General features: G+C 44.3%; 18 protein-coding genes. 6 read left to right on the plus strand and 12 right to left on the minus strand.

The features are described 5' to 3' along the window. Nucleotides 1-7: 7 nt before the first annotated feature. The 5 genes from luxQ to vsple_RS16765 all read right to left on the minus strand — a co-directional run bounded on the left by luxQ (nucleotide 8) and on the right by vsple_RS16765 (nucleotide 5,172). The gene (gene luxQ, locus vsple_RS16745; RefSeq protein WP_261883940.1) at nucleotides 8-2,590 is read right to left on the minus strand and encodes a quorum-sensing autoinducer 2 sensor kinase/phosphatase LuxQ; all 2,583 of its coding nucleotides are present in this window, start codon (nucleotides 2,588-2,590) and stop codon (nucleotides 8-10) included. Then, a complete protein-coding gene (locus tag vsple_RS16750) occupies nucleotides 2,590-3,684 on the minus strand; it encodes a substrate-binding domain-containing protein (RefSeq protein ID WP_255232494.1) in 1,095 nt (364 codons plus the stop codon). Before vsple_RS16750 ends, luxQ begins: the two co-directional genes overlap by 1 nt. A 249-nt stretch (nucleotides 3,685-3,933) precedes the next feature. After that, nucleotides 3,934-4,257: a GIY-YIG nuclease family protein gene (locus tag vsple_RS16755; RefSeq protein WP_261883941.1), complete on the minus strand. Its 324-nt coding sequence runs from the start codon at nucleotides 4,255-4,257 to the stop codon at nucleotides 3,934-3,936. After that, a complete protein-coding gene (locus vsple_RS16760; protein ID WP_261883942.1) occupies nucleotides 4,258-4,911 on the minus strand; it encodes a YceH family protein in 654 nt (217 codons plus the stop codon). Nucleotides 4,912-4,971: 60 nt separating this feature from the next. Continuing rightward, entirely contained in the window at nucleotides 4,972-5,172 is a 201-nt protein-coding gene (locus tag vsple_RS16765; RefSeq protein WP_255232491.1) for a hypothetical protein, read from the minus strand. 195 nt (nucleotides 5,173-5,367) lie between these two features. On the opposite strand from vsple_RS16765, the gene vsple_RS16770 reads away from it, so the two are divergent. Then, nucleotides 5,368-5,682, plus strand: coding sequence for a DUF496 family protein (locus vsple_RS16770; protein ID WP_032550242.1), 315 nt, complete (start codon nucleotides 5,368-5,370; stop codon nucleotides 5,680-5,682). Nucleotides 5,683-5,815: 133 nt separating this feature from the next. On the opposite strand, the gene vsple_RS16775 is transcribed toward vsple_RS16770, so the two are convergent. After that, nucleotides 5,816-8,383, minus strand: coding sequence for a hybrid sensor histidine kinase/response regulator (locus vsple_RS16775; RefSeq protein ID WP_261884045.1), 2,568 nt, complete (start codon nucleotides 8,381-8,383; stop codon nucleotides 5,816-5,818). Nucleotides 8,384-9,172: 789 nt separating this feature from the next. Between vsple_RS16775 and vsple_RS16780 the strand changes: the two genes are divergently transcribed. Next, the gene (locus vsple_RS16780) at nucleotides 9,173-10,609 is read left to right on the plus strand and encodes a glyceraldehyde-3-phosphate dehydrogenase (RefSeq protein ID WP_255232490.1); all 1,437 of its coding nucleotides are present in this window, start codon (nucleotides 9,173-9,175) and stop codon (nucleotides 10,607-10,609) included. 203 nt (nucleotides 10,610-10,812) lie between these two features. On the opposite strand, the gene vsple_RS16785 is transcribed toward vsple_RS16780, so the two are convergent. Both vsple_RS16785 and hcp read right to left on the minus strand, forming a co-directional pair. Then, a complete protein-coding gene (locus vsple_RS16785) occupies nucleotides 10,813-11,862 on the minus strand; it encodes an FAD-binding oxidoreductase (RefSeq protein WP_261883943.1) in 1,050 nt (349 codons plus the stop codon). Between the two features lie 94 nt (nucleotides 11,863-11,956). Next, the gene (gene hcp / locus vsple_RS16790) at nucleotides 11,957-13,618 is read right to left on the minus strand and encodes a hydroxylamine reductase (RefSeq protein WP_261883944.1); all 1,662 of its coding nucleotides are present in this window, start codon (nucleotides 13,616-13,618) and stop codon (nucleotides 11,957-11,959) included. A 279-nt stretch (nucleotides 13,619-13,897) separates the two neighbouring features. Between hcp and vsple_RS16795 the strand changes: the two genes are divergently transcribed. Both vsple_RS16795 and vsple_RS16800 read left to right on the plus strand, forming a co-directional pair. Continuing rightward, nucleotides 13,898-14,128 carry a hypothetical protein gene (locus tag vsple_RS16795; RefSeq protein ID WP_261883945.1) on the plus strand — a complete coding sequence of 77 codons (231 nt, stop codon included), beginning with the start codon at nucleotides 13,898-13,900 and terminating at the stop codon, nucleotides 14,126-14,128. Between the two features lie 89 nt (nucleotides 14,129-14,217). Continuing rightward, nucleotides 14,218-15,399 carry an alpha/beta hydrolase gene (locus tag vsple_RS16800; RefSeq protein ID WP_261883946.1) on the plus strand — a complete coding sequence of 394 codons (1,182 nt, stop codon included), beginning with the start codon at nucleotides 14,218-14,220 and terminating at the stop codon, nucleotides 15,397-15,399. Between the two features lie 104 nt (nucleotides 15,400-15,503). Here the strand turns inward: vsple_RS16800 and vsple_RS16805 are convergent, their stop codons facing one another. After that, entirely contained in the window at nucleotides 15,504-16,118 is a 615-nt protein-coding gene (locus tag vsple_RS16805) for a LysE family translocator (protein ID WP_261883947.1), read from the minus strand. 87 nt (nucleotides 16,119-16,205) lie between these two features. Next, nucleotides 16,206-17,153, minus strand: a complete 948-nt coding sequence (locus tag vsple_RS16810) for a LysR family transcriptional regulator (RefSeq protein WP_261883948.1) — start codon at nucleotides 17,151-17,153, stop codon at nucleotides 16,206-16,208. A 306-nt stretch (nucleotides 17,154-17,459) separates the two neighbouring features. Between vsple_RS16810 and yjeH the strand changes: the two genes are divergently transcribed. Next, the gene (gene yjeH / locus vsple_RS16815) at nucleotides 17,460-18,719 is read left to right on the plus strand and encodes an L-methionine/branched-chain amino acid transporter (RefSeq protein WP_261883949.1); all 1,260 of its coding nucleotides are present in this window, start codon (nucleotides 17,460-17,462) and stop codon (nucleotides 18,717-18,719) included. Between the two features lie 35 nt (nucleotides 18,720-18,754). On the opposite strand, the gene pdxR is transcribed toward yjeH, so the two are convergent. Further along, nucleotides 18,755-20,200, minus strand: coding sequence for a MocR-like pyridoxine biosynthesis transcription factor PdxR (gene pdxR / locus vsple_RS16820; RefSeq protein WP_261883950.1), 1,446 nt, complete (start codon nucleotides 20,198-20,200; stop codon nucleotides 18,755-18,757). A gap of 90 nt (nucleotides 20,201-20,290) precedes the next feature. Between pdxR and vsple_RS16825 the strand changes: the two genes are divergently transcribed. Further along, on the plus strand, nucleotides 20,291-20,971 hold the full coding sequence (locus tag vsple_RS16825) for a pyridoxamine 5'-phosphate oxidase family protein (RefSeq protein WP_261883951.1): 681 nt from the start codon (nucleotides 20,291-20,293) through the stop codon (nucleotides 20,969-20,971). Nucleotides 20,972-20,983: 12 nt separating this feature from the next. On the opposite strand, the gene vsple_RS16830 is transcribed toward vsple_RS16825, so the two are convergent. Beyond that, nucleotides 20,984-21,991, minus strand: coding sequence for an AraC family transcriptional regulator (locus tag vsple_RS16830; RefSeq protein ID WP_261883952.1), 1,008 nt, complete (start codon nucleotides 21,989-21,991; stop codon nucleotides 20,984-20,986). Nucleotides 21,992-22,011 lie beyond the last annotated feature (20 nt).

Consider the following 22,011-nt stretch of genomic DNA (forward strand, 5'->3'; position numbering starts at 1 on the left):
ACTGAGCTTATACATTACCAGCAACACGTCGATCTGGCAGGTAATGCTCCTTGAAATGGAGGAAAGCTCGATGCAGTGACTCTTCTTTGATTGGTTTCACAATCACATAGTTCGCTCCGGCTTCCATAAATCGATCTCGCGTAGAAATTTGCGCATCCGCCGTACAAGCATAGATTGGGGTTTGCAAATTCAACTCCTCTCTGAGCTTAATCGTAGTCTCTACTCCATCCAAATTGGGAAGTTGGTTGTCCATTAAGATCAGGTCATAGGGTTGAAGTTCAGCATACGCCACAGCCTCTAGACCATCTTTGGCCCACGTCACCGACATCCCATATTTTTTGCAAAAGGCTTGTGCAATGAAAGCGTTGGTATGATTATCTTCGACCAACAGTACCTTTAATGCTGTGTCAAAGAGATCCCTTGGTGCTACAGACTCACCCTGTAAAGGGCCTGCGATGGGTTCAGTTCGGTAAGTCACTGGGATATCAATAACAAACTCAGATCCAGCATTTTTACGACTTCTGACTTTGATATCACCTTCGAGCATGTCCACTAAATTCTTAACAATCGCCAAGCCAAGTCCAGTACCGCCATATTCACGTGTAGTGGTTTCCTCCGCTTGAACAAAAGGTTCAAACACCTCATCTAGCTTCTCTGGTTCAATACCGATTCCACTGTCTTTTACAGTCACAACCAGCCCGGCTTGATTGGTGTTAATGGTGGTTTCTAAATCAAATAACACCGATATCCCACCAGAGTGCGTGAACTTCAGAGCATTACTTAGTAGATTAAACATGATCTGATTCAGGCGAACCTGATCCGTGTAGATCTCAAGCCCTTCAGGAAGTCGACTTTCGATATCAAAACTGATTGACTTCTCGACGCAGAGCGGTCTGTATATGCTATCTAACGTATTGATGAGCTCTGAGAGGCGGAACTCTTTCTTCTGGATATTGAATTGACCTTGTTCGATCTTCGAAAAATCTAGAATGTCATTAAGTACAGCAAGTAGATGTTCCGCACTGTTACATAAAACATCGACTTTTTCTCTATTGCCTTCGCCAGTCATCGAGCGCTTTAAGAGTTGCGACACACCCAAAATACCGTTGAGTGGTGTTCTAATTTCGTGGCTCATTTTAGCAAGAAAATCCGCGCGAACATTGGCGAGGTGCTCAGCTTCTTCGCGTGCGCGATCGGCTTGACGCTCAGCCTCTACCAGTTTAGTGATGTCTTGCCCCTGAACAACCACGCCGGTAATGCCATGCTCAACACGTATCGCTGACATGTTCCAACGGAATACCTTGTCACCAATAGGCACATTAATACCGGTTAGCTTCGCGCCCTGCAGAACCATCAGTACATTGGGCTTTATATTTCTCTCGAACTCCTTGGCGAGCTCGCCTTTAAAATCGTCATCTGCGAACATCGCCATACGAGCAGCAGGATTCATCTGAATTAGAGTGCCCTTTTCAGACCAAACCAAAATGGGCGAGTGCGCAAAATTGAACAAGTCTTGGAATTTTTGACTCTGCTCTGCGAGCCGCTCAAAGGTGTCTTCTAAGGTGCAACCAATATGATGAAATTCATAAATATTTGAGCCATCGAATCTATTTCTCTCGTGGTTGTCACTCGCTGAACGAGTAAATTCCATCAGTTTATTCAGCTCTTTAGACACGCGTTTGTGGATCCACCCTCTTGCAAAAAATGACATAGCAATCAAAACAATCACCACTGCCGCGATAGCACGCTCATAATTTTTTTCTAGCGCAACAAAATTACTGTTCTTCTGCACAGCACGAATCGTAAGAGGTGTATCAACGGAATTGATCTTGATGCGTGCAACAGTCACGAAGTGTGCAGGTATCTGTTCGTGAAAACCGTCAGAGATAACATCGCTAAGGGAGTAAGGTTCATCACCGCTGAATGTCGATGTGACAGGGTCGCCATGAGCTTCAATGACGATATTCTCGCTGTTGCTTCCCTGTTGAATAGACTCGGCTAAGGAAAAATTATTGTCCAATACAATGGTGATATAGAGTTGCCCAAGTACCTCACCGGTTTTGTTATCGACAATAGGGTTTCTTCGCGCTAACAGATGTCGTTTGCCAATATCGGTATCTAAATCCAGGAAGTGCCAGTTACTACTAAACGCAACCTGAGAGGATATGTACTCTAAACTGCTCTCGTCAAAACCATAAAACTGACCATTGCCGTCTTCCCAAGCCACACCATCATGCGTAGTAACAAAACGCATATCTGGTGCGTGGTTGGGCTCTCGTTGGTCAATACCAAAGAAAAAATAGCTTAGCTCTTCTTTATTACCGCTCTCGAAGTACTCTTTGAGCGTGGCACTGTGAGAGCTACTATCTTGGTGGATTTGAAGGACTGACAAGCGGTAATCAAACATGTTCTGTATCAAGCTCGATGTTTGCTGAACCGTTCGTTTAGTTTCTTGCTTTACAATACTACTACTGGTTTCATAGTTATGAATCAGCACACCAATTGCCATCACACCGATCACCAGAATAATAATTCGAGTGATGAGTTTAGCGAGTGTATTACGTGGCGTGTTGGCGTAGCTTTTCTTCATTATTTTCCTGAGTATCTAAAAGCACGCTGTTTAAGCGACTCTATATGTTCTTGGCTATCTTCTTTGGTCACAACCTCAAAGTCTCCAGAGTAGACGGTAGGTACAGCAAAACCCTCTAAATCCCACTTAATCGCTTCTGCCATCGCGATACCAGTGTCGTCATTCATTCGCATCACAGTAACATCTAGATCACCACGAGCCAACGCTTCCAATTCTGCAGAACCGCCGCCCCAGCCATTGAGTTTAATATCCAAACCAGATTCACGAATGGCTTTAGCGGCACCTAATGCGACATCGGTAGCACATGCATAGATAAAATCGAGATCCTGATTGCGCTCAATGCTGATCTTGGCCGCTTTATAGCCGCTCTCCATATCAGATTTGGTATAAAAGGAGGATTTGAGTTTGAAGTCTGTCTCTTCGCTGATTTCGTGTATAAAAGTATCACCACGAGCATCACTGATGTAGCCTTCTGAACGATAGAGGACCGAATATTCACTCTCATCTCTAGAGTGAGTTTTAAAATAGTCCGCCAACTTTAGGCTACCCGTAGCATGATCGAACCCGACATACATAAACGGCTGTCGCTCTTGCCAAGCTCGAACTGGTGTTGTGATATTTTGCAAAATCAGCTTGGTATTGGTTGAGCTCAAAACATGCTCAATAAATTTACGATGGCGAGTTGTATCAAGTGTGAAAATCAGATAATCGGTCTTATTCTCTATCGCTTCTTGAAGAGAAATACTTTGCTGCGTCAAATCTGCATTGACACGCGTAAATACTTGGTTGATTTGGTAGTTGATTCTAAGCTTATCCAAACGCTTTTCGAACGCTTGAATATTTCTTACCCAGTAATCTGAGATCTGTTGACCAGGATAGACAACCGATATGGTGATAGGATCAAGCTGTTTAGCCTGCAAAGGAACAGGCGGACTCAACACAGCTTGGTTCATCTGTTCAGTGAGTGCTTTTTGTGCTGGAAACTTATCCAAAAATTCTTGGTATTCCCAATAACCGTTGAGCACGTGAGTGCCGTGAGAAAAGGCTGGCCCTGACAATAGCGAAGCCCCTAGCAACATAAGTGAACGTTTCATTATTTTCTCATTTTTTATGAGCTACTTTGGCTCATTTGTACCTAGCTTGACGTCATATCGCCGTATGACTTTCAATACATTATGTAGGACAACCGTGAAAAATGATAGGTTCAAACAATAGTTAGAACACCATTCCCATCAACAAAATATGAACTTAATTTTGAAATGATAAAGCGGATTCAGGGTCAACCAAAAACACATTCAAGCAAGTAATACAGAGAAAATAAAGCTTCCATAGAACGAAATCAACTAAGATTTGAACGATGGTTCAAAATAAACAACTTTCTCATCCTTAATGTCGACGAATAACCGCTGTTTAACCAAAGACTCTTTGCGCAGCTTAGAGAGTTGCTTAATAGCGTATTCAATTCGAAGCGCTGAACTTTTTGAATCGACGATATGGGTCCATTCCAGAGACAAAGGACCTTTTCCTTTGAGAGCTTTCGCGCCTTTACCTTGCTGATGCTGGTCAAAACGACGAGTCAGATTGTTAGTGATACCACAATAGAGGGCGTCATGACGAGTGCGGATCAGATAAACAACCCAATCCGCATCGGAATTTTTATCTGTCATCTAAATCAGAGATTCAACCAGAGCCTTTAACTCGGCTAGCTCTTTTTTCAAGCTCTCCACCTCGGCCTCTAGCGCTTCAACGCGTTCGTTACTAGAACCCGATACCATCGCTGGCGCAGCGGATGCCAATGCTTCTACATCAACTTCACCGCTCAGCAAGTGTTGATAACGAGACTCACGTTTGCCAGCTTCACGAGGCAGCTTAACCACAAGAGCGCCCTCTTCACGAGCCGCTAACTTGTCTAAAACCGCTTCTACCTCTTTTACGTCCGTGAAATTCGCCAAACGACCAGTGCGCGTTCTTAGCTCGCCAGGGGTCTGAGCACCGCGTAATAACATGCAGCAGATAATTGCGCGTTCTTGATCTGTAAATTGCAGATCACCAAACTCGGTATTACAAAAACGATGTTGGTACTTACTCACACGGCTATTAAAGCCACTTTCATCACTCACCAAACGGCGTGAAATGAGCCCATCAACAGCGTCAAGTACATCCGATTCAGACAAAGAGAGAACAGGCTCACGATTGCTCTTTTGGTTGCACGCGGTTGTTAAACTATTGAGAGTAAGAGGATAGTGATCAGGGGTCGTCACCTCTTTTTCAATCAAACAACCAATAATACGAGCTTCTATTGCGGAAAGTTGTGTGTTCATTATTTTTCCTTTTTATTATTTTCAACTCCGTCTGTACACATTCAAAGCTAACCTAACCGGCTAGTGCTCAGACAGAATCGGGACTCTTCGTTTTCGGCCTTGTTCATCAATCACCATGATCTTAGAACGATTTAATTCAATTTCCACCACCTCTAGGTTGGTACGCTCTTTTACATAGGCGGTTCGAAGCTTGTCTTGGTCACTACAAACTTCTTGAGAAATCACTTTCGACTCCTCACTATTGGGTTCTGATTGGTTCATCTCACATTTCATATAATGCTTACGTCTAAGCAAGATACTATCGTGAACTGTCAGAGAAAAACAATCAGCTGAGCAGCAGAGTGCTGAATTATTAAACAACCTTACTTTTGCTTTGATCTAAAGACTGTTACAACCGCATTCGATGTGCTTTAATCAGAATCAGACAACGTATATGACGATTAGGAAAAGGAATCTATGAGTAGCGTATTTGAAATTGTTAACCAGGCACGTCGTAAGAACAAACTTAAGCGTGAACTTCTAGACAACGAAAAGAAAGTTCGTGATAACCGCAAACGTGTAGATCTTCTAGACAACCTACTAGACTACATCAAGCCAGAAATGTCTCACGATGAAATCTTAGGTATCATCAAAAACATGAAAGCGGACTACGAAGATCGTGTTGATGACCACATCATCAAGAGTGCTGAAATCTCTAAAGCTCGTCGCGACATCAGCCGCCGCATCCGTGAACTCACGGAAGAAGACAAGCAGACTCAAGGCAAAAAATAGTCCCTTGTTGTCCAACGAATGATAGTAACCCACTTTAATAAGTGGGTTTTTTAACTCTAAATTGAATGGCGATGTACAGATAACTGTTGCCCTATATCCATGAATAGCACAGTACGTACAGGGACGATTGTCATTAAACGATTCCCAAGCTATCGAAAAGTTCATACAGCTGGTGAGATTTGTAAGGCTTGGGAAGATAAGCATTCATGCCTGCTTCAAAGCAGTCTTTAATATCTTCATCGAGCACGCTCGCCGTTAGTGCGATAATAGGTAGTGATGAGATCCCCAGCTCTTTCTCCCAAGCTCGAATTGCCTTAGTGGCAGTGATGCCATCCATTACTGGCATCATACAATCCATAAGTACTGCATCAAACTGTGCGCCTTGAGTAACCACGTCCACGGCTTCTTGACCGTTACTTGTGATCGTATATTCATAGCCTGCTTTTTCTAGAAAGAAACTCGCTATTTTCTGATTCATTAAGTTATCTTCTACAATTAATATCCGACGATTGAGTTGATGGACATCCTCAGATTTCGTTGGCTTTTCGCTCACTTGATTTGCTCCAGTATCGAGCGCCAAGAGACTATTCGAAAAACGCTTACCTAAGAAAGGAACAGTATGTGTCGAATGAACAGGTTCTGTGATTTGATTGGTTTTAAACAGATGATGCTGACAAACAATCACTTTAGATAGTGGGTAGCGCTGCTTCAAAGACGCGAGATCTTGTTCCATCGATTTATGTAACGTATGACAATAGAGCAAGACGTGACAGTCGAGCTGAGCATTGGATATATCGTCGATAGACGGAACAACTTCAGGCTGAATGCCAAAACGTTCGCACTCTTTGCTCAACTGAGCCACGTAGTTGAACCCATTGGAAACAATTACAGCATTCTTCAAGTTATCAAATGTTTTGGGTTTACTCTCTACGATATCGACGTAAAAACTGAAGCTAAAAATTGACCCTTCACCCTTTACAGAATGTGCCGTGATACGTCCGTCCATCAAATCAACTAGTTGTCGACAAATTGCTAAGCCGAGCCCGGTGCCCCCAAACTGACGCGTGATGCTACCGTCTTCCTGTGTGAAAGGTTCAAATATTGAATCAATTTTACTCTCTTCAATGCCTATCCCGGTATCGGCAACATGACACTCGATCATGCCTCGGCTCATTGAACCCGGTGTGAAGGTTACTGTCGTACTTATCGCGCCAGAATCAGTAAACTTGATCGCATTCGACAGCAAATTAGTCAGAACTTGGCGCAATCTATGTTCATCAAACAGCAGCTGATGTGGGGTATTCGCATCAATGTTAATATCGAGTTCAACATTCTTACTGATTGCTTTGGATAATATGACGCTAACAGAGTCGTAAACCACTTCACGTAGGTCTGCCGCCTGAGGTGAAAGTAACAAGTTACCTGATTCAATCTTAGACAAATCGAGAATGTCATTAAGTAACACGAGCAGGGTATGAGAAGAGGACTCAATATCTGAAAGTACTTCTTGTTGATTTGCATTCAATTGGCTTTGTGAAAGGATTTCAGCCATACCGATAATGCCATTGAGGGGCGTTCTTATTTCATGAGACATATTCGCCAAAAAAGCACTCTTAGCTCGATTAGCTGAAATAGCGTCCTCTTTAGCTTCAACCAAATCTCGGTAGTGTTGTTGATTGTCACTCATGATCTCATTGACCTTTTCTGCAAATTGCGTCAATTCATCATGCCCTTCTGTCTCAATAGGCTTATGCTCCCCAGTCCCGCGATTTTGATCAGACATTCCATCTAGGATATAGGAGAGGTTTCGATTGAGACGCAGTGACGTGGTCGATGTCAGCCAAAAAACCAAGGTCGCAAGTGTAATAACCAACATCGTTGTCAGCGTGGTACTAATCTTCTGTGCTTCAATGCGCGAAGCCAGCTCTGCTTGCAGCTCAGCGGTATAACTATCCACCACTTGTAAAGTCACGATATGGCGCTGCTCTAACCCAGAGACATACTGTTTGACCTCTTGCGAGTTGAACTGCCGTTTGAAGATTCGCTCGCGAAAATCAACGCTATCTTGATAGTCTTGGCTCGTAAACACATCCAGTAACTGCCCCAACCGAGTCGATGAATCACTCCTTCTCAACAGGGCATTTAAATACAGTGATTGACGGTGAATGGTACTCAAATAAAGGTCGAGGTTGCCGTCTCTTAGGTCGGGATAGAGATAAAGTTTATAACCCACCCACGCTTCTTTCTGTGTCCAAAACACAAAATTGTTGAGGTCGCTGAAAATCTTACCTGCCGTATTGATACTGTCATCGGCAATAAAGATATCCACATCGTTCAGCTCGACCAATATTTCTTGTAATACGTCAAAAGCCCAGATGCCAAGAGACGGTTTTTGCTCAATAGAGGGATTCGATAGTTGTTGTAAGATCTGGTCGAGATCATCGAGCTCGTCAATAATGTCCCACTGTGCTGATAACTCTTCGAGTTGCTTATTATACTGGAGAATGCTCCCAAACTGCTTGGCAGCTGACGCGTATGCACTTTTTCTGATGGGAGAAGAATTGGGCAGGCGCAATAGACGATAAATATCTCCAGACAGCGCACTAAAGGACTGTAGCGCCTCGATCTTCACTCGAGTCGCCTCCAAGTTCGTCACCTGCTCTCTGTTGTTCAAGGCTTCGTTAATCGTAAAACCGAACATAAAGAGAATCGAAATAGATGACAGAAGAATCAATCGCCACCTAATTGATATATTTATCATTTTAAATCCAGTTACTCCCTTTCATGCAACTCATTAGGTGCTTTGTTTAATAATAGGACACTCACGGAATTTAATTTATCAAATATGCAACTTGTACTCGCTGATTCCTTAGCTGTCATTTATAAATTATGTCAAATTTATAGATTTCATCGCAATTGATCACCTTTTAGGTTGCTATTATGAATATTGTTAGTATCGAAATTGAGAACGGTAAGGCGTCAGGAGCCGATTCATATAGGAAAATAGTCGAATGTTTTTCTTTCAGAATATACAAAATTCATTCGAAATAGGTTGATAGAGAAAGGCAATAGACGTAGGTGGATACATTTCCACCAAGATGTTAACTCATTTCATTTATACACATAGTTAGATCACACTTTACACATCAACAAAGCAACCGTTTGCATCTTGTTTTTGATCTGAGTATTTTTTGACGAAAAATAAGTGCTACAAATCGACAAAGTCAATAGTGTTGCATATCACAAAACTCGACGTTATAACCAAAAATTCTAGGTATATCAGCCAATATAGCTGGATTTAATTTTACTAGCAGAATAACAGACCGTACCTTACAATCCCGCCACATAAAAATCACAACTTAAATACAAGCCCATACGTGCCATTAAAAGTGACAATTTAAGATCACAGCACAACGGTTTATCCCCAAGCAGGTAAGCACCCTACACTCGCCAAGCCTGCAAAACTTAACGTGAAAGGTCCCAAGTAAAGATGAGCCCTGAAAAGCACCTCCTAGACTGGCAAACTAGTCAAACTATTGCTGAATCTATCGCCCCAACTCTTGGTCAGCTATATCGTCAAAAAGGCGTTGAAGTCATTCTTTTCGGAAAGACGTTAGTTAACGCAACAACCATTGACATCATCAAAGCTCACCGACTTTCAAAACACTACACAGGCTCCCCGCTTACCCCTTCACAGACACAACCAATCATTCAGCACCTACTATCAATGCGCCTGTCTCCTTGCCGCGTTGATGTTGGCCGCCTAGCGTATGAATACTGGGAAAACCACGATGATGTAACGGCACTGGATGACTTCCTTCAAACGGCTCTTATTGAGTCTCTAGAAGGCGAAGCGATGACTAAGCCTCGCGATGTTGTGTTGTACGGTTTTGGTCGCATCGGTCGACTACTGACTCGTATTCTTGTTGAAAAAAGTGGTCCAGGTTACCCTCTTCGTTTACGTGCTATCGTGGTTCGTGGCGGTAAAGATGGTGACCTAGAGAAGCGTGCAAGCCTACTGCGTCGTGACTCAGTACACGGTCAATTCAACGGCAGCATCGTTGTTGATAGCGAGCGCAAAGCGATCATTGTTAACGGTAACTTTATTCAAGTAATTTACGCGAACAAGCCTGAAGATGTCGATTACACAGCTTACGGTATCAACAACGCACTGGTTGTTGATAACACAGGTGTATGGCGTGACGCTGAAGGTCTTGGTAAGCACGTAGCTTGTAACGGTGCAAGCAAAGTACTGCTTACAGCGCCAGGTAAAGGCGACATCAAAAATGTTGTATTTGGTGTTAACGAAGACGTTATCAAGCCAGAAGATACGATTATCTCTGCAGCAAGCTGTACGACTAACGCAATCACTCCTGTACTTAAAGCCGTACACGATAAGTTTGGCGTAACATCAGGTCACATTGAGACTGTTCACTCATTCACAAACGACCAAAACCTGATTGATAACTTCCACTCAGGCGATCGTCGTGGCCGTGCTGCTTCACTAAACATGGTTCTAACGTCAACAGGGGCTGCGAAAGCTGTAGCGAAAGCGATGCCAGAGATGGCTGGTAAGCTAACAGGCAACGCAATTCGCGTACCGACACCAAACGTATCCATGGCGGTAGCAAACCTAAACCTTGAAACAGGTACAACAAAAGAAGAGCTAAACACATACCTACGTGAAATGGCACTTTCTTCTCCGCTTTCAGCTCAGATCGACTACACAGACTCAACGGAAATTGTTTCTACTGACTTAGTCGGCTCTCGTCACCCGGGCGTTGTTGACGGCGTTGCTACAATTGCACAAGACAACCGCGCAGTTCTATACATTTGGTACGATAATGAGTTCGGTTACAGCTGCCAAGTCGTTCACTGTATGGAACAGATGATGGGCGTACGCTACAAAACTTACCCAGCGGTTTAATCCTCTAGGTATAACAAGCTCCACAACATAATAATCATATAAGCGAAGTTCGTATGAGCTTCGCTCCCCCCCTTTCCTCGAGAACTTTACGGTCAATTCTAGGAAAGTTGCCACTTGGTTCTGCTCTCTCTAACTGAACTAAGTGGCCTTTTTCATTCTAGTAATTCGTCTCATTGAATGCGCAGAGCAGATCAAACAGAAAATTACCCAAGTTCGACTTCCAGTTCGCTATCAATAGTGCTTGAACATGCCAACACATAGCCTTGCTCTATCTCCTCTGATGTCAGAGTTTCTTGGCTACTGGATCTGACACTGCCTTTGGTCACTTTGCATTTACATGATCCGCAAATACCACTGCGACATGCAATGATGATTGGAACGCCCGCTTTCTCTAGTGAGTCGGCTAACGGAGTTCCTAATTCTGCTTCAACCTTGGCACCAAACGCCGGCACAAATACTTCAACAGGTCCGCTCGTTTCATCGACTTCTACTTGATTTGCTGTCTCCAGCTTTGAGGTTGGTGTGAAGCTCTCTTGGTAAAAGTTCGCCATGTTAAATTCAAGTTCAGTTAGGTAACGTTCTACGTCTTCCATGAATCCAACTGGCCCGCATAAGTAGACGGTTCTTTCTAGAATGTCAGGAGATAGGCGAACCAGCCAACTCTTATCTAAACGCCCTTGAGGTGCCGTGGTTCCTTGATTATCTTTTAGCAATAGCTTGAGGTTGAAATTCTCATGCATTTCATCCAACTGATTAAGCTCTTCAAAATATATGGTTTCTTGCTTGCTGCGTGCCATGTGGATGAAATCAATGTCAATCGCAGGATCATGTTTTAACCAGTACTTCACCATCGAGATAACTGGTGTAATACCGCAGCCCGCGCTTACCAAAGTAACCTTCTTAGTCGTGCTAGGCTTGCAATCAATGCAGTTAAACTCACCCGCAGGCTTCAGTACCGTGACTTCATCACCTTCGTCCAGTTCATCCACAATAAAGTTTGACACTAACCCGCCATCGACACGTTTGACTGTCAGTTTCAAACGGTTGTCATCCGTATCTGAGGCAATCGAATAAGCTCGATAGTCCATTTTCTGTGGCATGTTCAAGCCTAGAGTGATGAATTGACCCGGCTTGAAGTTGAAATGGAGATCTTGCGGAATTGAGCCCAGCTCAAAGCTAACCGTATCTGGTGTTTCATGCCATTTTTTAAGACAAACCAAAGAGATTGAATCGCTATCAGACCACGCGTACATAGTAATACTCACTTTTTATAATTTGGGATGAACGACAAAAGCCTCGGGCCTTAAATAGATTCAGTCTATTAGGCACGAGGCTTAGTTAGCGAGATTAAGCCGCTAAGATTGTTTTAAGATCTTGTTCAGGCGTAGAAATAGCACGCATGTCGAACTCGTCTTGAATGATCTTCAACAGGTTCTCGGTTAGGAACGCAGGTGCGGTTGGACCTGTGTAAATACCTTTCACACCCAGTGCAAACAGAGTAAGCAAGATCACAATTGCTTTTTGCTCAAACCAAGAAAGGACCAGAGTCAATGGAAGCTCATTGATCCCACAATCAAACTCTTGAGACAGAGCTAAAGCAAGCTGAATTGCAGAGTATGCGTCATTACATTGGCCAACATCGAGAAGACGTGGAATACCGTTAATGTCGCCAAATTGGTTCTTGTTGAAACGGAACTTACCACAAGCCAAAGTCAGAATAACCGAATCGTCAGGAGCTTGAGCAGTAAAGTCTGTGTAATAGCTACGTTCCGCTTTATCACCATCACAACCACCCACTAGGAAGAAATGTTTGATGTTGCCCTCTTTCACTTGCTCAACCACCGCTGGAGCCGCTTCCATAAGTGCATTGCGACCAAAGCCTACAGTGATCATCTGTTCGATCTCGTCGTGCTTGAAGCCCTCTTGTGCTAATGCACAATCGATAACGGCGCTGAAGTCATCACCTTCAAGATGCGCGACACCCGGCCACCCCACGATACTACGGGTAAATAAGCGATCGGCATAAGCACCAACATCTGGGTTAAGCAGACAGTTAGACGTCATCACGATCGCACCTGGGAAATTAGCGAACTCTTTTTGCTGGTTTTGCCATGCACTACCGTAGTTACCTGCTAAATGCGGGTATTTGCTGAGTTCAGGGTAACCGTGAGCAGGAAGCATTTCGCCGTTAGTGTAGACATTAATGCCCTTACCTTCTGTCTGTTGCAGGATCTTTTCTAGGTCGTGTAGATCATGACCAGAAACAAGAATGCAATGACCTTTCTTCGTTTTAACATTAACGGCTGTTGGCTGTGGGTGACCAAAAGTATCCGTCTCGCCTTTGTCCAACATCTCCATGACTTTGTAGTTCATCAAGCCGATCTGCATTGATGTATCAAGCAGCTGTTTCAGATCCGTAGGATCTGTACCCAAGAACGCCATGATTTGGTGGTATTCAGCATGAATGTCTTGGTTTGTTTGACCAAGAACACGTGCGTGTTCCATGTATGCTGCCGCGCCTTTTAAGCCGTATAGACAAAGTAAACGCAAGCCAATCACGTCCTCATGTTGAGAATCATGACCACGGTTAACCGCAGCTTGTGGTGCAAGTGCAAGCAACTGACTGCTATCTGTTGGAAGATCAAATTGAGCGGCTGGTGACAGTGCTGGAATTTCAAAACCAACCACCAGCGCAGCAGCACGAACTTGTTGCTCTAAACGCTGCTTATATTCGTGTGACTGTTGAGCAAATTCAATGATTCGCTCAGGGTCAAAGTTCACGTTAGTTAATGTCGCGAAAAACGCTTTTGGTGCCCACTCATCGATTTCCGTATCAATGATGTTGCAAGCGCGGCCTAAATTGGCCCAAAAAGAAACCCCTTGCAGTGAGTACACCAACACATCTTGCAGATCAGAAACTTCAGAAGTTTTACCACACATACCTTGTGCGAATGAGCAGCCTTTAACGGTTGGCGTTTGAATAGTTTGTTCACATTGAATACAGAACATATTGGGCTCCAGTCATAGTCGTTTGTTGTAAGTTCTTGGCTCACAATGATTTATTTTTCCTACTCCCTAGAGCACCTTCCATGCCAACTTTTAACTTACTGTTTTATATAACAAAAAACACAAAGCCATATTTGAAGTGCGTATTTATGACTACAAGATTCTACTGAAAATAAACACACTCAGGTCAATATGACTTCCAAAGATTTTTTTGAACACCGTTCATGTTTCGTTCAGAAAAGCTTTGTTAGAGTGACAACATAGAAAAAGAGGAAATGAATTATGAAAAATATCTTAGTTACTGTTGCAGCGCTCTTCACTGGTCTTATCGCACTATTCACCAGCTTGCTACTTGCTATCCCTCTAACGATTGCAGCTCTAATCACAGGGAAAAAAATTCAGAAGCAAATGACCCAACATGGCTTTACATCACGTATGAATAACCACTTCTCTCCGAATCGAGATGCTGGTGTTATCGAAGGCGAGTATGAAGACTTGTCGAACAAACGATAAGCGCAAGATTCGTTAGCATGAGCACAACACAGTGGGCTTGGTGCTCACTGTACAAGCAACATCAAATAAACCCGATTACTAAGTGCAACATGAAGAATATCATTACATTAAGCTTGCTAACGCTAACATTGATGGGTACATACGGCTGCTCCAACGAACCTATTATCCCCGCATATCAAGCGTCTGGTGAACTCCCTGATTATCAGCAAGATAGCTTCGAGCGCTACAAAGCAGAAACACAACAGTGGTTAGCTTCACACCGTATTTTTGTCTCAAATGATCACTTAAAAGAGATTGAGCTAAACTCTCCGACCGAATACCGGCCAGACGCTCCAAACGGCGAAGCTGTTCTGCTTGTGCACGGCCTTGGTGATTCTCCGTACTCATTCCATGATGTGGCCACTTACCTTGCTCAACAAGGCTACCTGGTGCGTACTGTATTGCTGCCAGGCCACGGCAGTCGTGTTGCAGATCTAATGCTGCCTAGTATTGAGGACTGGCAAGGCGTTGTGGATCATCACACCAAACTGCTTCAACAAGAGTTTGACTCTGTCTGGCTCGGAGGTTACTCAACCGGTGCCAATCTCGTCACCTCACAAGCGATAAAGGACCATACGATTTCCGGTCTACTTTTGTTCTCTCCGGCGTTCCAACCGAACTCTTCGGTCGTACAATTTGCTGAGCTAGCAAGCTACTTTGTCACATGGGCGGATCAAGATCCTGAGGACAATATGCTGCGTTACAACTCGTTACCAATGAACGGCGCATCGGTTTACTACCAAACTTCTGTCAACGTGCGCAATGACCTCCAACAAGGGCAATACGACAAACCAGTATTTGTGTTAATGAGCGAAGGTGACAGTGTGATTGACACTCAATATGTGGAGAGTGTCTTTAGCCAATTGATGCCTAATCCAAGCAACGTGATGATCTGGCAAGGGGAGCGTGATTTAAGTGATCCAAGGGCTGTGCGTTATACCATGAAACTAACAGATCAACGTATCTCTAACGGCTCTCATATGGGGCTTCTCTTCTCTCCACAAAATCCTTATTACGGAGTCAATGGTAGCGAAAAGATCTGCTCTAATGGTCAAGTTGAGGGACGAGAAGAAGAGTGCCAAGCCGGTCAAGAAACTTGGTATTCCGCTTGGGGTTATCAAGAGCCGGATAAGAACCACGCTCGCTTAACTTTCAACCCATATTTTGAAGACAATATGCACAAGCTTAGTGAAGTGATGGCGTCTGGTAACGTTATGGCAAACTCAAAGTAGTTTTATAGCCAGTTATCCTAGTTAACAATCCAGTTATCCTAGTCAATAGTAAAAAGGCTCACCACGAAACACGGTGAGCCTTTTTGGTTTCTACAACGTGTTTGCTAGATTGTCCACACCACACGTGCCGCCAATAGGATCAATACCACACCCGATAGCCTATCTATCAACTGGGCTTGAGAACGGATGCGGTCAACAATCAGCGGGCTCGATAATACCAGTGTAATGAAGGTGTACCATAGGCCGTCCACAATCAACGGTGTCGACACAATGATGACCTTGTTCATCAGCTCATTACCTAAAGCGACAAACTGGCTGAACAGAGCGATAAAGAACAACGCGATCTTTGGGCTAAGAATTGAGATAAGAAAGGCCTCACGAGCAGACTGCATGTAAGTGACAGGCTCCCCACCTTCTAATTTTTCCGCAACACCCCCTTTCGAGCGAAGCGCATTAACTCCAAGATATGCCAAGTAAGCGGCACCGGCTAAGCTAATGCCTTTAAACAGCATTGGCGACTGTTCTAACACGACCGCCAAACCGATAATAGTGGCAAACGCATAGATACCTATCCCTGCTGCATGTGCCCAAGCCGCGATCAGACCATTCATTCGTCCACCAGCTAAGCTGTGTTTTGCAATCATTGCCAAACTTGGTCCCGGAGACATCGCACCCAATAAGCAGATAGCTAATAAAGAAAACCAAATCGTTATTGTCATTATTCCATTCCTACACTCAATTACTGCGAGCAGACTATCCTCGCTGACTATGTTGTCACCTTAATTTGAACAAGATATAAATTGAAATCAAAGATAATCATCATTGCTATGATTTGAAATCATACTGATATTGTAACTGGATTTCTGCATAGCAAGATACGCCTTCTCACGTACCCACTTATGAGCAGAATCATTATCAAATTTAGGGTGCCACATCAGCCAATAGGTATGGCTATCGGTCTCAAAAGGTAAGGAGCGGTAAGTCAATGGTTGATGACGAGCTAAGTTATAAGCAATATGCTCTGGCACAATCATCAGATAATCATCTTGGTTTAGTACGTTACACGCGGCTGAGAAAAACGGTACTTTCAAAGCCACTCTTCGAGTACGCCCTAGCTGCTTTAAAGCGATATCAGCTTGAGTGTCTTTGTCTCCACCTCCCGTCACTTTAATATGTGCAAAGTTAACAAGATCATCGATACTCAATTTTTTTTGCTGCGCCAGTGGGTGTGAGCTTCTCATCAGACATACCGATTTGTCTTCACCAAGCTTCATGCTTGAAACATGCTCAGGTTTTTTTGGAAACATGCTAGATGCCAAATGAATGCCCATGTCATGAAGGCGTTCAAGGTAACTGGGATCCCACAACCGGTAAGCGAGATTGATATGCGGCGCAACTTCAGAAACATCGGCAACAATATTAGGCAGTATGTACTGAGCAACATAATCACTCGACGCCAGAACTAACTCCCCTTTCCACTCTTTAGGATCAAAAGGCTGATCATCAAGAAGGTGGTCAAATTCACCTAGCAACGCATCCAATTTATCTTTGAGCAACAAAGCGCGTGAAGTCGGAATGAGTTTATTGCCATCTCTGACCAATAAGGGATCATTACACAGCTCTCTCAATTGTGAGAGCTGACGGCTAACCGCTGATTGAGTGATATGGAGTCGCTCCGCAGCTCGACTAACATGGCACTCTTCAAGCAAAACATGCAGTGAACGCAGCAGATTAAGATTAATATTGCCTAGCATGCGAGCCTTACTGAGCTGCGCCCATCATTGTTTAGAATATCGACGATTTGACGATCAAACTTATCCATTATGCTTACGACTTCCATTGCTATCGTTATTTCAGCGTTCTAATTTGACACAAATTTCGACGTTAGAACAGCCGACACTTTCACCTCTAAGATACAAAACACCGTTAAAATGACACCAAGTTAAGACGTTTCTCTAGCTGCATTCTCAGTAATGAAAGGGTATGCTTTTGCACTAAAACATAGCGCTAGCGAATCCCAATAAGCACGTTAGCGAGAAAAAGAGCTTCAAGGACGGCGCATGACACAACTCAAACAAGAAATTACCCTGCTTTCCGGTATCGGGCAGCTTTCCACTACCCTACTCGGAACTGGGTTGTTTATGATCCCTGCAATAGCAGCAGGTATCGCAGGACAACTATCGCTACTGGCTTGGTTACTGCTATTTATTGCCATTTGCCCAATTGCCCTCACTTTCGCCGCACTTGGAAAACGCTACCCCAATGCCGGGGGGACTGCCTATTTTGTGCGTCAAGCGTTTGGGCAACGTATGGAGACGGCGGTCGCTTGGTTATTTGTAAGTGTCATTCCTGTGGGCATCCCTGCGGCGATCGCTTTGGCCGGTGGTTTTGCTCAACAACTACTTCCCGTACCGCTAAACGCACCACTCAGTGCCCAGTTTTTGACTGTCGTACTGCTGATCATTGTCAACCTTTTAGGCAGTAAGTCCTCAGGTCGGCTACAAACTGTCATTGCACTCTCTATTCTTGCGCTCGTTGGTGCTTTTATTTGGAAAGCAGATATCGGTATGGCTGACGTCGCGATTCCAAATGTCGATTCAAATTCAATGTGGGCTATCGGGTCTGCCTTGGCCGTGATGTTTTGGTGTTTTGTCGGCATTGAAGCATTTGCGCATATGGGAGAAGAGTTTAAGAATCCGCAACGCGACTTTCCCCTAGCCATTATCGCAGGTTGCTTTGTCGCAGGTTTGGTTTACTGGGCATGTTCAGTGGTGATTTTAAAATTGGGCGCATATGGTTCCGCTGAATTTGATGCGACGGCGATTCCTTGGGTCACAGAGCAACTGTTTGGTAATGGACTCAAAACTGTGATCAGCATTCTCGGCTTCTTTGCCTGTTTTGCCAGCCTCAATCTGTATACGCAGAGTCTATCACGCATGATTTGGGCGCAAGCTCGTCAACACAATCCACTTGGTAAAATGGCTCAACTCAATACTCGCGGCGCTCCACTTTATCCAACCATTGTTATCGGTGTTGTCGCACTGCTGTCCTGCGTGATTGGTGAGCTATCTTCGTTAGATCTTGAGTTTTTCCTCAAACTTGCCAACGGGATCTTTGTGTTGGTTTACCTATTGGCAATGCTCGCAGCCTGTCGCTTGCTGTCAGGTTCGGGCCAATACATCGCAATCTTATCGCTGCTATTGTGTACCTTAGTTTTCATCTGCCTAAGTTGGTCAATGCTCTATGCATGCTTCGTGTTTGTTGCACTGTTGTTACCTTGGCGTCGTTGGCTAGGTCGACCTCGCGTGTCGTTAGAGTAATCACCGGCTCGTAGCCAGAGATATTTTCTGCGCCATTACTCACGATAAAAAATTTGAGCAATGGCGCGCATTTTCTGAGGTATTCGCTCCAAAGGAACATTTCCAAAGCCCAAAATTACAGCGCGCCAGTCACGGTCACTGTTTTTCGTGTATTCGTAAAAGCTAAACGGACGCACGACAATGTTTTCTTTCTCCGCCCTTTCACTCCAATCTCGTTCCGAAATCCCGTCATACCACTTCACCGTCACATGCAGACCAGCCGCTTGGCTTATCACTTCAAGATCTTGACCAAACTCATTCTCCAACGCTGCTAACATCGCTTCATGCTTCTGTTTGTAAAGGCGTCGCATTTTTCTAATGTGTCTTAATAGATCACCTTCATTGATAAAGTCTGCCAACGCTTCCTGTGTATGCGTGGGTGAGTCGCCAGTAATAGCGTCTTTAATTTCTAAACAACGAGGGACCAACTGTTTGGGTACTACCATGTAGCCAATTCTCAAACCGTTGAACATCACTTTGCTGAGCGAACCCACGTAAATCACCCGTTCGTCTTGCTCTAGCTTGCCTGCTAAGCCTTGCATACTGGTGTAAGGACGGTGTGCAAACTGAAATTCACTATCGTAGTCATCTTCAATGATCCAAGCCCGATTCTGTTTTGCCCAATCAATGATCTTCAGTCTCTGCTCTATGGTAAGCGTAGTACCCATTGGGTACTGATTACTTGGTGTGACATAGAGTGCTTGAGCTTTACTCGCCAGTACTTTGTCCAAACACAACCCCTGCTTCTCACGCACCGGAACAGGCTGCATCCTGAGTTGTAAAAGGTCGATTATTTTATGTACTTGACGGTATCCAGGCTCCTCCATCAAGACCCCATCTCCCGCCTTAAGTGTCGCCATCAACGCGATTGAAAGCGCCTGTTGTGCACCAACCGTAATAATGATTCGACTGGAATCACAATGAACAGATCGGCTACTCGCCAAGTAATGACTCAAGGCCTTACGAAGTGCAATCGATCCTTGAACCTGTTGATTTCCCGCAAGGTTTAATCGCGTCACATGCCTCTGCAATAAGCGCTGCCATTTAGCGAATGGAAAAGCTTGAAGATCGGGAACGCCGGGAGCAAAGCCATGATTCACATCAAAAGCCGGCTTTCCATTCACGTCATGTGATTCTTTGCTTACCGTTTCCGATGGAGCATCTAACGCCCCTAGATAGTATTCGGGCTGTTCTATCGAAACAAAATAGCCTGCTCCTTTTCGGCTCTCTATATAACCTTCACTCATTAATTGCTCGTAAGCAAAAATCACTGTGTTACGGCTGACATCAATCTCCAGAGCTAACTTGCGAGTAGAGGGAAGTTTATTCCCTTTGCTCCAAAAACCACGCACGATCTTTTCCCGGATAGCATGAAATAAGGCGTTCTGACGTGTTGTTGTACTGAGATCTAATGACAGGTCTCCGATATCTATTGGCTGCATAACTGGATCTAAACACTCTTTAAAAGTGGCTCTATTTATGTATCCAGTTAACCGTTAGATTGAATAAAAAGCAATCATGGAGATGTCATTATGTTATCGAGAACCAACAGAACAACGATTAAGAAAGGAACTCACAAAGCAGAGTTCGAACAGCACAAGCTATACGACATCATTGATGAAAGCCTCATTGCCCACATCGCCTTAGACGGAGATCAAGGTCCGGTAGTGATCCCTATGTTGGCATGGCGTGTTGACAACCATGTCTACATCCACGGCGCAAAAAACAGCCGTCTACTAAAAGGGCTAAAAACAGGGGCTCAGACTTGCCTAACCTTCACCCTGTTTGACGGCTGGGTATTAGCACGTTCGGCTTTTCATCACAGTGCTCACTATCGTTCTGCGGTGGTATTTGGATCATTTGAAATCATTGACGACGCCGACGAGAAAGACAGACTACTCAATCATTTCATTGAACAGATAGCGCCAGGTCGAACAAAAGAAGTGCGTCTGAGTAGCCCGAGAGAACTTGCGGCCACAGAGCTACTCGCCATTCCGTTGACAGAGGCCTCGGTTAAAATTGGTAAGCACGGCGTTAACGACGATGAAGCTGACCTCGACATTCCCGTTTGGGCAGGAGTACTGCCTTATAGAACCGTCGTAGGTCCACTCGAAACCGTACCTGAACTAGAAGGTAAGATAGATCTGCCGGACTATTCAGCAGCCTACGGCTCTCGTTGGAGTAATGCGCCGAACAGCAGTAACAGCAAGTAGCACTGAAGCCACTTAGAAATGAGCTCGAAAACGATCGCGATACTGCCTGGGTGTTAAGCCTCTATGTTTTTTAAACATGCGGTTAAAGCTCGCTGTATTGGTGTAGCCAAGGCGTGTCGCGATCTCATTGATGGGTGTGGAATACCGCAATAGTTCAACCGCCACGTTACTCAACACATAACCGGTAATGGTTGAGAACGTGACGCCTAGACGATTCAATCGCCTCTGAAATTGCTGCTCAGATAACCCAAGCAAGGAAGAAACCTTGGCAAGCGTTGGTAAACCAAAATGCCGACTGTAATTGATCATTTCGTAAATCACCTTATGCTCATCTTCAGCATCAGGCATATTTAGGTAATTATCCAAATCATGGTAATTCATGGCTAAGTTAGCACGCCCGGTAGAGCGAACTTGATTGACAGATAACCTCAGATTACTAGGCAACCACACTTCGGTTCTCGGTTGTCCCCATTGAATTGGGCAATCGAAGTAAGCTTGATAAACCTCGACATTTTTACGATGGCCAGCAATACACACTGCCGCAGGCTTGAAATCGTGACCAAGATACATGCGCAATATCTTCGTCATGAAAATAGCGACTCGAATGGAGTCGTGAACCTTACCCTTATCACTGTATGCCGGGTTCTCGTAACACCATTTAATCAGAGGTCCTACTTCCGCTCCATAGAGATACGCACCAGACTGTAAACAATGAAGGCTTAGATTTATTCTGCGAATAGTCGAAGCCAAATCATGCCCAGAGAAGAACCAATTCGCCAGTGGTCCCGCCTTCTCAATATCAACCTTTTGTCCTATTTGTAAAATGATGTCTGGGTTTTGTGTCCGTTGCTCTAAGTTGTGATACCACTCATCCACTTCTCTCACTGGTATCAGGTTCATCGGATTATCAAACACCGATCTAGGAATACCTAAGCTCTCAATGTGTTCTACCTCATTTGCTGCGACTTGCTGATAAATACTGAATATACCCAGAGCACGCAAAAAGTTAACGTTATGCACTAAACCACCAACCCATCAGA

It is taken from the genome of Vibrio pelagius (assembly GCF_024347575.1).
GTDB classification, from domain to species: domain Bacteria; phylum Pseudomonadota; class Gammaproteobacteria; order Enterobacterales; family Vibrionaceae; genus Vibrio; species Vibrio pelagius.